This window comes from Nocardioides sp. NPDC057767 (genome assembly GCF_042798275.1).
Classification (GTDB): Bacteria; Actinomycetota; Actinomycetes; order Propionibacteriales; family Nocardioidaceae; genus Nocardioides.
The window spans coordinates 1-12,417 of the sequence record NZ_JBHVKJ010000096.1; the positions used below are offsets into that span (position 1 = coordinate 1).

A 12,417-nucleotide genomic window follows, 5' to 3' on the forward strand; every position below is an offset into this window, starting at 1 on the left:
GCCGAGACCCCGCGGTCTCGGCGGCGGGCGCCCCGCCCCGTCCAGCGCGTGCGCGACTCCTACCGCCGCTACTGGTACGCCTACGCGATGGTCGCGCCCGTCGTGATCGTCCTCGGCGTGCTGGTCGGCTACCCGCTCGCGCGCGGTTTCTACCTGACCCTGACCGACGCCAACAGCCTCAACTCGGCGCGCACCATCGGCGTCAACACGATCGATGCGACCTACAAGTTCATCGGTCTGGACAACTACGCCGAGATCCTGTGGGGCCCCGCGGCCTACGACCGCTTCTGGTCCCACTTCGTCTGGACGATCGTGTGGACCGTCACCTGTGTCGTGCTGCACTACGTGATCGGCCTCGGGCTGGCGATGCTGCTCAACCAGCGGCTGCGCGGGCGCGTGGCGTACCGGCTGCTGCTGATCCTGCCCTGGGCGGTGCCGACGTTCGTCACCGTCTTCGCCTGGCGGATCATGCTGGCCGACGCGGGCGTCATCAACTCGATGCTCGACACGATCGGTCTCGTCTCCCCGAGCTGGCTCGAGGACCCGACCTGGCAGCGTACGGCCGCGATCATGGTCAACACCTGGTGCGGCGTGCCGTTCATGATGCTCTCCCTGCTCGGCGGGCTGCAGTCGATCGACGAGAACCTCTACGAGGCCGCCGAGATCGACGGCGCCAGCGCCTGGCAGCGGTTCCGGCACGTCACCCTCCCGGGGCTGTCCTCGGTGAGCTCGACCGTCGTGCTGCTCGGGGTGATCTGGACCTTCAACCAGTTCGCGATCATCTTCCTCCTCTTCGGCAACACCGCGCCGGACGCGCAGATCCTGGTCACCTGGGCCTACCGCCTCGGCTTCGGGCAGCAGCCTCGCGACTTCGCGATGTCCGCGGCGTACGGCGTCCTGCTGCTCGCGATCCTGATCGTCTTCACGTCCTTCTACTACCGGTGGTTGAAACGCAATGACCAGCTCGCCTAGCACCCACGCGCCCAGCAGCGCGCCCAAGAAACGGCAGAGCCGACGCGGCGACCTCGGCCCGGTCGCGCAGGTGGGCACGCACGTCACCCTCACGGTGGCGTCGCTGATCGCGCTGTTCCCGATCGTCTGGCTCGTCTACCTGTCGCTGGGACCCGACAAGGACGACTACCTACACCCCGGCGGCATCTTCGCGAAGGCGACCCTGGACAACTACTCGTTCGTGCTGACCAACACCGAGTTCTTCAACTGGCTGTGGTCGACCCTGGTGGTCGCGGGCGGCACGACCCTGTTCGGCGTGATGTCGGCGGCGACGACCGGCTACGCCGTCTCCCGGATGCGGTTCCCCGGCCATCGCTCACTGATGTGGGTGCTGCTGCTGACGCAGGCGTTCCCGATCGCGGTGCTGATCGTGCCGATGTACGAGATCTTCTCCCAGCTGCGGCTGGTGGACTCGCACCTCGGCCTGATCCTGGTCAACTGCACCACGATCGTCCCTTACTGCTCCTGGCTGCTGAAGGGCTACTTCGACACCATCCCGGTCGAGCTCGACGAGGCCGGCATGATCGACGGGCTCACCCCGTTCGGTACGTTCTGGCGGCTCATCCTGCCGCTGGCACGTCCCGGCCTCGCGGTGGCCGCGTTCTACGCCTTCATCACCGCCTTCGCCGAGGTGGCCTTCGCCTCGACGTTCCTGCTCGACGACTCGAAGTACACCTTCGCGGTCGGCCTGCAGAGCTTCATCAGCGAGCACGACGCGCAGTGGAACCTGATGGCCGCCACCGCCGTCCTCATCGCCATCCCGGTCACCATCTTCTTCTACCTCGTCCAACGACACGTCGTCACCGGTCTGACCGCCGGCGGCGTCAAGGGCTGAAAGGTTCTTCTCTCTCATGAACACCGAATGGTGGCGTGACGCCGTCATCTACCAGGTCTACCCGCGCAGCTTCGCCGACAGCGACGGCGACGGCACCGGTGACCTTCCCGGGATTCGGTCACGGCTCCCCTACCTCCGCTCGCTGGGCGTGGATGCGGTCTGGCTGAGCCCGTTCTACGCCTCGCCGCAGGCCGACGGAGGCTATGACGTCTCCGACTACCGTGCGGTCGACCCTCGGTACGGCACGCTCGACGACGCCCGAGCGCTGATCTCTGCTGCCCACGAGCTGGGGCTCAAGATCATCGCCGACATCGTCCCCAACCACTCCTCCGACCAGCACGCATGGTTCCAGCAGGCTCTGGCCGAGGGGCCCGGGTCGCCGATGCGGTCGCGCTACCACTTCCTGCCCGGACGCGGGCCGGACGGCTCGGAGCCACCGAACGACTGGGACTCGATCTTCGGCGGTCCGGCCTGGACCCGGGTGCCCGACGGCGAGTGGTATCTCCACCTCTTCGCCCCCGAGCAGCCCGACTTCAACTGGAACTCCCCCGAGGTCGCCGCGGAGTTCCTGGACATCCTGCGGTTCTGGCTCGACCTCGGCATCGACGGCTTCCGCATCGATGTTGCCCACGGCCTCGTCAAGGCCGAGGGCCTGCCGTCCATCGGCCACTCGGACCAGCTCCACCTGCTCGGCAACGACGTGATGCCCTTCTTCGACCAGGACGGCGTCCACGAGATCTACCGCTCCTGGCGGCGGGTCCTGGCGGACTACCCGGGCCGGATCTTCGTCGCCGAGGCGTGGACCCCGACGGTGGCGCGGTCGGCCAACTACGTACGCCCTGACGAGCTGCACCAGGCCTTCAACTTCGAGTACCTCGACACCGCCTGGGACGCCGCGGCGCTGCGCAAGGTCATCGACAGCTCCCTGGACGCGATGCGTCCGGTCGGCGCTCCGGCGACCTGGGTGCTGTCCAACCACGACGTCACCCGGCACGCCACCCGGTTCGCCAACCCTCCGGGGTCGGGGACCCAGATCCGGACCGCGGGCGACCGCTCGCTCGGACTGCGGCGCGCTCGCGCGGCGACGCTCCTCATGCTCGCGCTTCCGGGATCGGCGTACGTCTACCAGGGCGAGGAGCTCGGCCTCCCCGACGTGACCGACCTGCCCGACGAGGTCCGCCAGGACCCGTCCTTCCACCGCGCCAACGGCCAGGACGGCTTCCGCGACGGCTGCCGCGTGCCGCTGCCGTGGACCCGGTCGGGTTCCTCCTACGGCTTCGGCGAGGGCGGCTCCTGGCTGCCCCAGCCGTCGTCGTGGGGTGAGATGAGCGTCGAGGCCCAGACCGACGTGGAAGGCTCCACCCTCGAGCTCTACCGCTCGGCGCTGAAGATCCGTCGCGAGGTCTCCGGCCTCGGCGCCGGCGACGCGGTCACCTGGCACGACGAGGCCCCCGCCGGGGTCCTCTGGTTCGAGCGCTCTGGTTTCGCGTGCACCGTCAACACCACCCAGGATCCGGTACGCATCGCAGCACCTGGTGACGTACTCCTCTCCTCCTCGGGCCCCGTGCCCGTCACCGAAGGATCCGCCGACCTCCCCGGCGACACGACCGTCTGGTGGCAGCTGGCCTGAGGTCCCGGCCGAGTCCGCACCTGTGGACGCCGAATCTGTAGTTGTGGGCGACGAAAGTAGACATTCGTCGCCCACAACTACATTCTCGGCCGGTCAGCGGCGGGCTGTGACGTAGCAGGCGACGGCGGTGGCCGCGGCTACGTTGAGGGAGTCGATGCCGGCGGACATCGGGATGATGGCGCGGCGGTCGGACGCCTGCTGCCAGCGCGGGGAGAGGCCGTGGCCCTCGGAGCCGAGGACGAGGGCGACCTTGTCGACGCCCTCGACGGCCTTCTCGATGTCGACAGCGTCGTCGGCCAGGGTCAGGGCGACGGTGGTGAAGCCGGCGGCAGAGAGGGACGGGAGTGCTTCGTACCAGTCCGGCAGGCGGGTCCACGGCAGCGCGAAGACCGCGCCCATCGCGACCTTGATCGAGCGGCGGTAGAGCGGGTCGGCGCAGCGCGGCGCCAGCAGGACGGCATCGAAGCCCAGCGCCGCCCCCGACCGGAAGATCGCGCCGACGTTGGTGTGGTCGACGATGTCCTCCAGCACCAGGACCGAACGGGCACCCTCGAGCACCGACTCCACCGACGGCAGCGGTCGCCGCCTCAAGGACGCCAGCGCACCGCGGTGCACATGGAACCCGGTCACCTCCTCGGCAGCCTTCTCGCTCATCACGTAGCACGGCGCATCGGTCGACTCGAGCACGTCGGAGAGCCCGTCGAGCCATTTCGGCGCCATCAGGAACGAGCGCGGCTCGAAGCCGCCGGTCACCGCGCGGCGTACGACCTTCTCGCCCTCCGCAAGGAACAGCCCCTCCGCGGACTCGATGGACTTGCGCAGCTCCACGTCACGCAGATCGCGGTAGTCCGCGAGACGCGGATCGTCGGGGTCGGAGATCTCGATGAGTTCAGCCATGGTCAGGCGACCTGCACCGAGTCCTTCATGTCCCCCGACACTTCCTCAGGGAAGGAGAGGACCAGATGCCGGCCCAGAGCGGTCGCGACGCGTGCCAGGGTGTCGATCCGGTTGCGCGCTCCTCCGCCTTCCTCGAGTCGGGAGATGACCGACTGAGTCGTGCCCATCCGAGTGGCCAGCTCACGCTGACTCAGCCCTGCCGCCGTACGCAGGTCGTAGATCAGCTGCCCGAGTGCAAGATCCTGCTCGACGCTCGCCCTGGCCTCGTCGGACGGGGCGGGACGCTCGGCCCGGACGTCGGACCAGCGGGAGTAGTTCGCCATGGTTGCTCTCCTAGGGATAGCGCCGCGCGCATTCGGCGGCCGCCTTGCGGGCTCTGGCCACCTCACCGCGCTCGTTGTCTCGTTGCTTGTGGAAAGTCGTCAGAAGGATGATTCGAGCATCGCTGGTGAATCTGTAGGTGATCCTCCGGGCAGTCGACCCGAGAGTGAAGCGAAGCTCGAACAGGCCCTCCCCCAAACCCCGCGAGAGGGGCATCCGTGCGCGGGGCCCCAGATCGGCCAACCGATCCACGATCACCGCGACCCGGACCCACTCCGCGTCGCTCAGAGCATCCAGCCACTTCACGACCTCGTCATGAAGCTCTACCTCCATGCTCATGATCGCATCCACGCGATGATCGCACAAGTGCGATCATCGCGGAACGGGCAGTCGCCATGGTTCGCTGCAAATCTCATGCAGCGACCGTATGATTCAACTCATGGCAACGAGTCGACGCCGCGCCGACCAGAGGTCTAGAAGGAGTCGGGGTGGGCGACGCGGACGACCTCGCCGACGACGATGATCGCCGGAGGCTGGACGTTCTCGTCGGCCAGAGTCTTCTCGAGGGTCTCGAGGGTCGCCAGGACCGTACGCTGCGTCGGCATCGTGCCGTCGCAGACGACCGCGACGGGAGTCGAGGCGGCACGTCCGCCGTCCATCAGGGCGGTCGCGATCGCCGGGGCGTTCTGGACGGCCATCAGGAGGACCAGGGTGCCACCGAGCTGGGCGACGGCGGACCAGTTGGTCAGCGAGGTGGGGTCGGCCGGCGGGACGTGCCCGGAGATGACGGTGAACTCGTGGGCGACGCCGCGGTGGGTCACCGGGATGCCGGCGACGCCGGGGACGGTCACCGGCGAGGTCAGGCCGGGGATGACGTGGACCGGTACGCCGGCCTCGCGACAGGCCAGCACCTCCTCGAAGCCACGGCCGAAGATGAAGTTGTCGCCACCCTTGAAGCGCGCGACCGCCTTCCCTTCCTTGGCCGCCTCGACGATGATGCGGTTGATCTCCTCCTGCTGGGCCGAGCGGCCGCGGGGAAGCTTGGCGACGTCGACGAGCTCGACGTCGGCCGGCAGCTCGGAGAGCAGCTCACGCGGCGCCAGCCGGTCGGCGACGACGATGTCGGCCTCCATCAGGGCCTTGCGGCCCGCGACCGAGATCAGTCCGGGGTGACCCGGGCCGCCGCCGATCAGGGTCACTCCGGGCACGCGCTGACGCTCGTGCGGAGCGATGAGCTCACCGGAGCGGAGTCCGTCGAGGATCCGGTCGCGCACGCCCGCGGAGCGCCGCGGGTCGCGGTTGGCCAGCACGGCCACGGTCAGGTCGCCGTCCTGCCCGGTGGCCGGGGTCCATGCGGTGGCCCGCGTGCCGTCGTCGGCGCGTACGCAGAAGATCCGTCGCTCCTCCGCGGCCACCGAGACCTCTTCGTTGACCTCGGCGTTCTGGGTCGCGGCGATGACGTACCAGGCGCCGTCGAGCACGTCGGCCGAGAAGCGGGCCTGATGCCAGGAGATCTCGCCCGAGCCGAGCAGGCCCTCCAGAGCAGGAGTCAGCGACGGCGAGACGACCTCGACCCGCGCCCCCGCGGCGATCAGTGCCGGCACGCGCCGCTGCGCCACCCGGCCACCACCCACGACGACCACCCTCCGGCCCTCCAGGATGAGGCCGGCGGGATAGGGAACGGCATGCTCAGAACTCATGGGTACATCCTCGCCCAACACCCGGCCGTGTCCTGACAAAGGGTCGATTCGCGGACTGGGTTCGTGAGCTACGTTGGTGGCCATGGCACTCGACCGCCCGGTGAAACCGGACCCCTACTCGCTCATGCCCGCCCTTCCCTCCTTCACGCTGACCAGCCAGGACGTGACCGACGGCCAGCCGCTGAAGCAGGACCAGGTCTACGACGGCGGCAACACCTCCCCGCAGCTCAGCTGGAGCGGCGCGCCGGAGGGGACGAAGTCCTACGTCATCACCTGCTTCGATCCCGACGCGCCCACCCCCAGCGGCTTCTGGCACTGGGCCCTGGTCGACGTCCCCGCCGACGTCACCGAGCTGCCCGCCGGTGCCGGCGCCGCGACCGCCGAGCTCCCGGGCAAGGCGTTCCACGTCGCCTCCGACTTCGGCACCAAGGACTTCGGCGGCGCCGCTCCCCCGGCCGGCGACCAGGTCCACCGCTACTACTTCGTGGTCCACGCCGTCGGCGAGGAGACCCTGGGCGTGAACGACGAGGTCACCCCGGCCGTCGTCTCGTTCAACTTGGCGTTCAAGGCCCTGGCCCGCGCCGTCGTGGTGGGCACCTACCAGCACTGAGCTCCGGCGGTGGGAGCCCCAGGGGCTCCCACCGTCAGCCGGAGGCGAGGTGGGTCAGCAGCGTCGGCGTACGCCGGTGCTCGACCTCGCCGGAGAGACCGAGCGCGAGGAAGATCTCGCTCAGGCACTGCTCGAACTGTCGCCTGCCGCTGAAGAGCTTGCTGATGATCGCGCGGTCCGGGAACCCGGCCTGGATCAGACCCAGCACCTCGCTCTGCCGCATCGATAGCCGCGCCATCGCATCGCCGTCGGCATCGGGCGATGACTCGACCATCCGTGAGATGACCTCGGGGTCGACCACCACCTCACCTGACGACACCCGGCCGACGACGTCGAGGAAGTGCGGGATGGTGCGTACGCGTGACTTGCGCAGGTATCCGAGGCCCCCGGTGCCGGTGCTGGCGAAGGCCGGGGCGGCGTAGGCCGTGTCGAGCGAGTCCGCGAGCACGAGGATGCCCATCTCCGGCACCTTCTCGTGCAGCCGGACCGTGGCACCGATCCCCTCGTCAGGGGTTCTCCCGCTCAGCCGGGCGTCGGTGACGACCAGCGTCGGCAGGGTGTCGGTGGCGGCCTGGACGAGCGTCTCGGCGTCGCCGGCGTCGGCCACCACCTGGTAGCCACCACGTGCGAGCAGGGTCGTGAGACCAGCACGGAGAAGAGGCGACTCGTCGGCAACGACGACGCTCGGCTCATAGCTGGGCACAACGCCTCCGCTCGGTGTTGGGGGCAGCGGTCGAGACGCATTCTGTCGCACTCCACCGCAAACCCCCGGTATCTCGCGCCCGTGTTCGCATCGGCGGGCGACGGAGACCACCCGGGATCAGAACTCCGGCGGGCCCTCGGAGGCTCGCTTGAGCAGCGTCTCGAAGGAGGTCGGGTTGGCGAACTCGTCCTCCACCAGCGTGCGATGCGGCGCCGGGGCGGCGCTCGCGCCACCGCCCACAGCCAGCAGCGCGGCCAGCTCCGCGGCGGCCCGGTCGACCCGCTTGGGGAGCTCCGGGCCACCGGCGAAGTCGTCGGTGGCGGCGAAGACCCCGGTCGGGACGACCACGGCGTGCAGGTAGGCGAAGAGCGGGCGCAGTGCGTGCTCGAGCACCAGCGAGTGCCGGGCGGTGCCGGCGGTCGCGGCGATCAGGACCGGCTTCGCGTCGAGGACACCCTGCTCGAGTACGTCGAAGAACGTCTTGAACAGACCCGAGTAGGACGCGGAGAACACCGGGGTCACGACGATGACGCCGTCAGCACGACGCACCTGGTCGATGGCCGCCTGCAGCGCCGGCTTGGCGAAGCCGGTGAGCAGGTTGTCGGTCAGCTCGTGCGCCAGACCGCGCAGCTCGACGTGCTCGACCTCGACCTCGGCGCCCCGGGCCTGGACGGCCCGGGTCGTCGCCTCGCCGAGCATGTCGGCGAGCAGCTTGGTCGAGGACGGGACCGAGAGCCCGGCCGAGACGACGACGATCCGGGTCACAGCTCCCCCTCGAGGACCTTGGCGACCTCCGGGTCGTGCAGATCGCGGTCGGAGGAGCCGGTGGCGGAGTCGCCCTCGGCGTAGACGGTCGAGTCCTTGGCGCCGCCGGCCTTCTCCACCAGGGAGGCGTGGGTCGGGGCGTCCGGAACACCGGGCTTGCGCAGCTTCTCGAACTCCGCGCGCAGGGTCGGGAGGATCTCGCCGTAGAGGTCGAGCTGCTCCAGCACCGTCTTCAGCGGGAGCCCGGCGTGGTCGAGCAGGAAGAGCTGGCGCTGGTAGTCACCGACGTACTCACGGAAGGAGAGGGTCCGCTCGATGACCTGCTGCGGCGAGCCGACGGTCAGCGGCGTGGCCTCGCTGAAGTCCTCCAGCGAGGGGCCGTGGCCGTAGACCGGGGCGTTGTCGAAGTAGGGCCGGAACTCGTTGATCGCGTCCTGGGAGTTGGGCCGCATGAAGAACTGCCCACCCAGCCCGACGATCGCCTGGTCGGCGGTGCCGTGGCCGTAGTGCTCGAAGCGCTGGCGGTAGAGCTGCACCATCTGCTTGGTGTGCGAGGCCGGCCAGAAGATGTGGTTGTGGAAGAAGCCGTCGCCATAGTACGCAGCCTGTTCAGCGATCTCCGGCGAGCGGATCGAGCCGTGCCAGACGAACGGCGCGACGCCGTCCAGCGGCCGCGGCGTCGAGGTGTAGCCCTGCAGCGGCGTACGGAACCGGCCGGACCAGTCGACGACGTCCTCGCTCCACAGCCGGCGCAGCAGGGCGTAGTTCTCGATCGCCAGGTTGATGCCTTGGCGGATGTCCTTGCCGAACCAGGGGTAGACCGGGCCGGTGTTGCCGCGGCCCATCATCAGGTCGACGCGACCGTCGGTGAGGTGCTGGATCTTGGCGTAGTCCTCCGCGATCAGCACCGGGTCGGTGGTGGTGATCAGCGTGGTCGCCGTGCTCAGGATGATGTTCTCGGTCTGGGCGCCGATGTAGGCCAGCGTCGCGGTCGGGTTGGAGGCGATGAACGGCGGGTTGTGGTGCTCACCGGTCGCGAAGACGTCCAGGCCCACCTCCTCGGCGTGCTTGGCGATCTCGACGGTGGCCTTGATCCGCTCGTGCTCCGTCGGGGTCTTGCCGGTCGTCGGGTCCGTGGTCACGTCGCCGACGGTGAAGATGCCGAACTGCATACCCATTGTTCACTGCCCCTCTCGTGGTCCTGCCACGATAGTTGAAATCCGAACTACTCGGCAAACAGTTGCTGCATCAACGTTATTCCAGGAAACCCCTTGGCGTACGCAGCCCCTCCTGTGCCAACGTACGTCAGGTGTCCGGGGCGCTGCATGCACAGCTGAGTCTGTACGCCGCGATCGCGACCCGGTCCTTCCGGCGCTACTCCACCTACACCGCCGCGACGCTCGCCGGGATCTTCACCAACTCGGTCTTCGGGATCATCCTCAGCTTCGCCTATCTGGCGCTGTGGGAGCAGAACCCGTCCGCCGGCGGCTACGAGGCCGACCAGGCCGTCACCTTCGTCTGGATCGGGCAGGCGCTGCTGATGACCATCGCTCTGTGGAGCGGCGGGTCGACCGACGACCTCGCCGAGCGGATCCGCAACGGCGACATCGCCGTCGACCTCTATCGCCCCGTCAGCGTCCTGGGCTGGTATCTCGCCGCCGACCTCGGCCGCGGTCTCTACCACTTCGCCACCCGGGGCGTGGCGCCGACGATCATCGGCGCGCTGCTCTTCGGACTGGTCCTGCCCTCCCCCGTCGGAGCAACCGGTTTCCTGGTCAGCGTCACCCTCGCGGTCGTGGTCAGCTTCGCCGTCCGGTTCCTCTTCGCGGCCAGCGCGTTCTGGCTGCTGGACGCGACGGGACCGCGGGTGCTGCTGAGCGTCCTGGCCACCTTTCTCAGCGGACTGACCCTGCCCCTCAACCTCTTCCCCGACGGGCTGCGCCAGGTCGCGCTGGCGCTTCCGTTCGCCTCCTACATCCAGACCCCGGCCGACATCTGGCTGGGCCGCCACACCGGGCTCGACCTGCTCGCCGCGATCGGGCTGCAGGTGCTGTGGGCGGTCGTGCTGCTGGGGATGTGTGCGCTCGTGCTGCGTGCGGCGACCCGCAAGGTGGTGGTCCAGGGTGGCTGATGCGGTGCGCGCCTACTGGCTCATCGCGGCGCTGTGGGTCCGGGCATCGATGGCCTATCCGGTCTCGTTCTGGACGATGACCCTCGGCGGGGTGCTGATCACGTTCCTCGACTTCGTGTCGATCTGGCTGATGTTCAGCCACCTCGACACCTACGGCGGCTTCACCCTGCGCGAGATCGCCCTGCTCTACGGAGTCACCTCGATCTCGTTCCGGCTCGCCGACATGCTGGTCGGGAGCGTCGAGAAGATAGGCCAGAAGGTGCGCAGCGGGGACCTCGACGCGATGATGACCAAGCCCGTCCCGGTGCTGGTACAGCTGTGCGCCGACCGGTTCGAGCTGCGGCGACTGGGGCAGATCGCCCAGGGCATCGCCGTGTTCGCCTGGGCGGCGCCGATCGTGGACTGGAACCCGCAGCGGCTGCTGGTGCTCGTGGTGGCGCTCGTCTCGGGCGTGGTCATCTACTTCTGCGTGTTCGTGACCTTCTCGACGATCCAGTTCTGGACCACCGACGCCTCGGAGTTCGCCAACGCCTTCACCTACGGCGGCAACACGATCATGCAGTACCCGATGACGATCTTCCCGCGCGAGGTCGTCCGCTCGCTCACCTACCTGCTGCCGCTGGCGTTCGTGAACTGGTATCCGTGCCTGTTCCTGCTCGGCCTCACCGACCCTTTCGGGGCACCGGACTGGTTCCGCTTCGCCTCACCCCTGGCCGCCCTCGCGCTGGTCGTCGTGACCGCGCTGGTGTGGCGTCAGGGCCTTCGCCGTTACCGATCGACCGGGAGCTGATGTGTCGCTGATCGAGGTGCGGGACCTGTCCCGCGAGTTCACCATCCGCAAGCGGGCGGGCGGATTCCGGCGTACGTCGGTGGTGAAGCAGGCCGTGCACGACCTCTCCTTCGAGATCGACGCAGGTGAGATGGTCGGCTACATCGGCCCCAACGGCGCCGGGAAGTCGACGACCATCAAGATGCTCACGGGGATCCTGGTGCCGTCAGGCGGCTCGGCACGGGTGGCGGACCTGGAGCCTTCCCGCCAGCGCCGGGAGCTGGCCCGGCGGATCGGGGTCGTCTTCGGGCAGCGTACGTCGCTGTGGTGGGACCTCCCGCTGCGCGACTCCTTCGAGCTGCTGCGGCGGATCTACCGGATCCCCGACCAGACCTTCCGCCGCAACCTCGACGACCACGTCGCGCTGCTCGACCTCGGCGACCTGATGGACACCCCGGTGCGTCAGCTGAGCCTGGGGCAGCGGATGCGCGGCGACATCGCCGCCGCACTGCTCCACGACCCCGAGATCCTCTATCTCGACGAGCCGACGATCGGTCTCGACGTGATCTCCAAGGGTCGGCTGCGGGAGTTCCTGCGGTCCCTCAACCACGAGCGCGGGACGACCCTGATGCTCACCACGCACGACCTCCAGGACATCGAGGCGCTGTGCGACCGGGTCATCGTGATCGACCACGGCACCGCCGTCTTCGACGGCCCGCTGTCGTCGCTGCGCCTCAACGGCGACGCTTCTCGCACGCTCGTCGTCGACCTCGTCGACGAGGCGCCGGCGATCGCCGTCGAAGGGGCTCAGGTGGTGAAGGTCGAGGGTCCGCGCCAGTGGCTCTCCTTCCCGGCCGGCGCCTCCGCGGCTCCGCTGGTGGCGCAGGTCGCGGCTGCGTACGACGTCGCCGATCTGTCCATCCACGAGCCCGCCATCGAGGACGTCATCCGGCAGCTCTACTCCCGCTGAGTCGGCCCGTCCTGACCAAGATCTCCGTCGAGTGGGCGCGGGAAGAAGAGCCGACACGACCGGGGTTATAGTGAG

At 68.9% G+C, this 12,417-nt stretch carries 14 protein-coding genes; 7 read left to right on the forward strand and 7 right to left on the reverse strand.

What is annotated here, in order from left to right; genetic code table 11:
* From ACFVDI_RS27630 to ACFVDI_RS27640, 3 genes are all read left to right on the forward strand, one after another.
* Positions 1–972 (forward strand): carbohydrate ABC transporter permease (locus ACFVDI_RS27630; protein WP_378912100.1); only part of this gene is annotated, 972 nt, incomplete at its 5' end.
* Positions 956–1,846: a sugar ABC transporter permease gene (locus ACFVDI_RS27635; RefSeq protein WP_378912101.1), complete on the forward strand. Its 891-nt coding sequence runs from the start codon at positions 956–958 to the stop codon at positions 1,844–1,846. The genes ACFVDI_RS27630 and ACFVDI_RS27635, both read left to right, overlap by 17 nt.
* Before the next feature lie 16 nt (positions 1,847–1,862).
* A complete protein-coding gene (locus tag ACFVDI_RS27640) occupies positions 1,863–3,476 on the forward strand; it encodes an alpha-amylase family glycosyl hydrolase (protein ID WP_378912102.1) in 1,614 nt (537 codons plus the stop codon).
* Between the two features lie 93 nt (positions 3,477–3,569).
* Here the strand turns inward: ACFVDI_RS27640 and ACFVDI_RS27645 are convergent, their stop codons facing one another.
* The 4 genes from ACFVDI_RS27645 to cobA form a co-directional block, all read right to left on the reverse strand.
* Positions 3,570–4,373 carry a TrmH family RNA methyltransferase gene (locus ACFVDI_RS27645; RefSeq protein WP_378912103.1) on the reverse strand — a complete coding sequence of 268 codons (804 nt, stop codon included), beginning with the start codon at positions 4,371–4,373 and terminating at the stop codon, positions 3,570–3,572.
* A gap of 2 nt (positions 4,374–4,375) precedes the next feature.
* Entirely contained in the window at positions 4,376–4,696 is a 321-nt protein-coding gene (locus ACFVDI_RS27650) for a helix-turn-helix domain-containing protein (protein WP_378912104.1), read from the reverse strand.
* 10 nt (positions 4,697–4,706) lie between these two features.
* A complete protein-coding gene (locus ACFVDI_RS27655; protein ID WP_328530266.1) occupies positions 4,707–5,033 on the reverse strand; it encodes a type II toxin-antitoxin system RelE/ParE family toxin in 327 nt (108 codons plus the stop codon).
* Between the two features lie 134 nt (positions 5,034–5,167).
* Entirely contained in the window at positions 5,168–6,394 is a 1,227-nt protein-coding gene (gene cobA, locus ACFVDI_RS27660) for a uroporphyrinogen-III C-methyltransferase (RefSeq protein ID WP_378912105.1), read from the reverse strand.
* An 82-nt stretch (positions 6,395–6,476) separates the two neighbouring features.
* Here cobA and ACFVDI_RS27665 point away from each other — a divergent pair, with 82 nt between their 5' ends.
* Positions 6,477–7,004: a YbhB/YbcL family Raf kinase inhibitor-like protein gene (locus tag ACFVDI_RS27665; protein ID WP_328530264.1), complete on the forward strand. Its 528-nt coding sequence runs from the start codon at positions 6,477–6,479 to the stop codon at positions 7,002–7,004.
* 34 nt (positions 7,005–7,038) lie between these two features.
* Here ACFVDI_RS27665 and ACFVDI_RS27670 read toward each other — a convergent pair whose 3' ends face one another.
* From ACFVDI_RS27670 to ACFVDI_RS27680, 3 genes are all read right to left on the reverse strand, one after another.
* Positions 7,039–7,707 (reverse strand): response regulator transcription factor, encoded by a 669-nt coding sequence (locus tag ACFVDI_RS27670; RefSeq protein WP_378912106.1) that lies wholly within the window; start codon positions 7,705–7,707, stop codon positions 7,039–7,041.
* A gap of 117 nt (positions 7,708–7,824) precedes the next feature.
* A complete protein-coding gene (locus tag ACFVDI_RS27675; RefSeq protein ID WP_378912107.1) occupies positions 7,825–8,472 on the reverse strand; it encodes an FMN reductase in 648 nt (215 codons plus the stop codon).
* Positions 8,469–9,644, reverse strand: coding sequence for an LLM class flavin-dependent oxidoreductase (locus ACFVDI_RS27680; protein WP_196876355.1), 1,176 nt, complete (start codon positions 9,642–9,644; stop codon positions 8,469–8,471). The genes ACFVDI_RS27675 and ACFVDI_RS27680 overlap by 4 nt, the downstream gene beginning before the upstream one ends.
* 137 nt (positions 9,645–9,781) lie before the next feature.
* On the opposite strand from ACFVDI_RS27680, the gene ACFVDI_RS27685 reads away from it, so the two are divergent.
* Genes ACFVDI_RS27685 through ACFVDI_RS27695 form a run of 3 tightly spaced genes read left to right on the forward strand, consistent with a single transcriptional unit; the run spans position 9,782 to position 12,342 of the window.
* The gene (locus tag ACFVDI_RS27685; RefSeq protein WP_378912108.1) at positions 9,782–10,603 is read left to right on the forward strand and encodes an ABC transporter permease; all 822 of its coding nucleotides are present in this window, start codon (positions 9,782–9,784) and stop codon (positions 10,601–10,603) included.
* A complete protein-coding gene (locus ACFVDI_RS27690) occupies positions 10,596–11,393 on the forward strand; it encodes an ABC transporter permease (RefSeq protein ID WP_378912109.1) in 798 nt (265 codons plus the stop codon). Before ACFVDI_RS27685 ends, ACFVDI_RS27690 begins: the two co-directional genes overlap by 8 nt.
* 1 nt (position 11,394) lies before the next feature.
* Positions 11,395–12,342 carry an ATP-binding cassette domain-containing protein gene (locus ACFVDI_RS27695; protein ID WP_378912110.1) on the forward strand — a complete coding sequence of 316 codons (948 nt, stop codon included), beginning with the start codon at positions 11,395–11,397 and terminating at the stop codon, positions 12,340–12,342.
* The last annotated feature ends 75 nt before the right edge of the window (positions 12,343–12,417 follow it).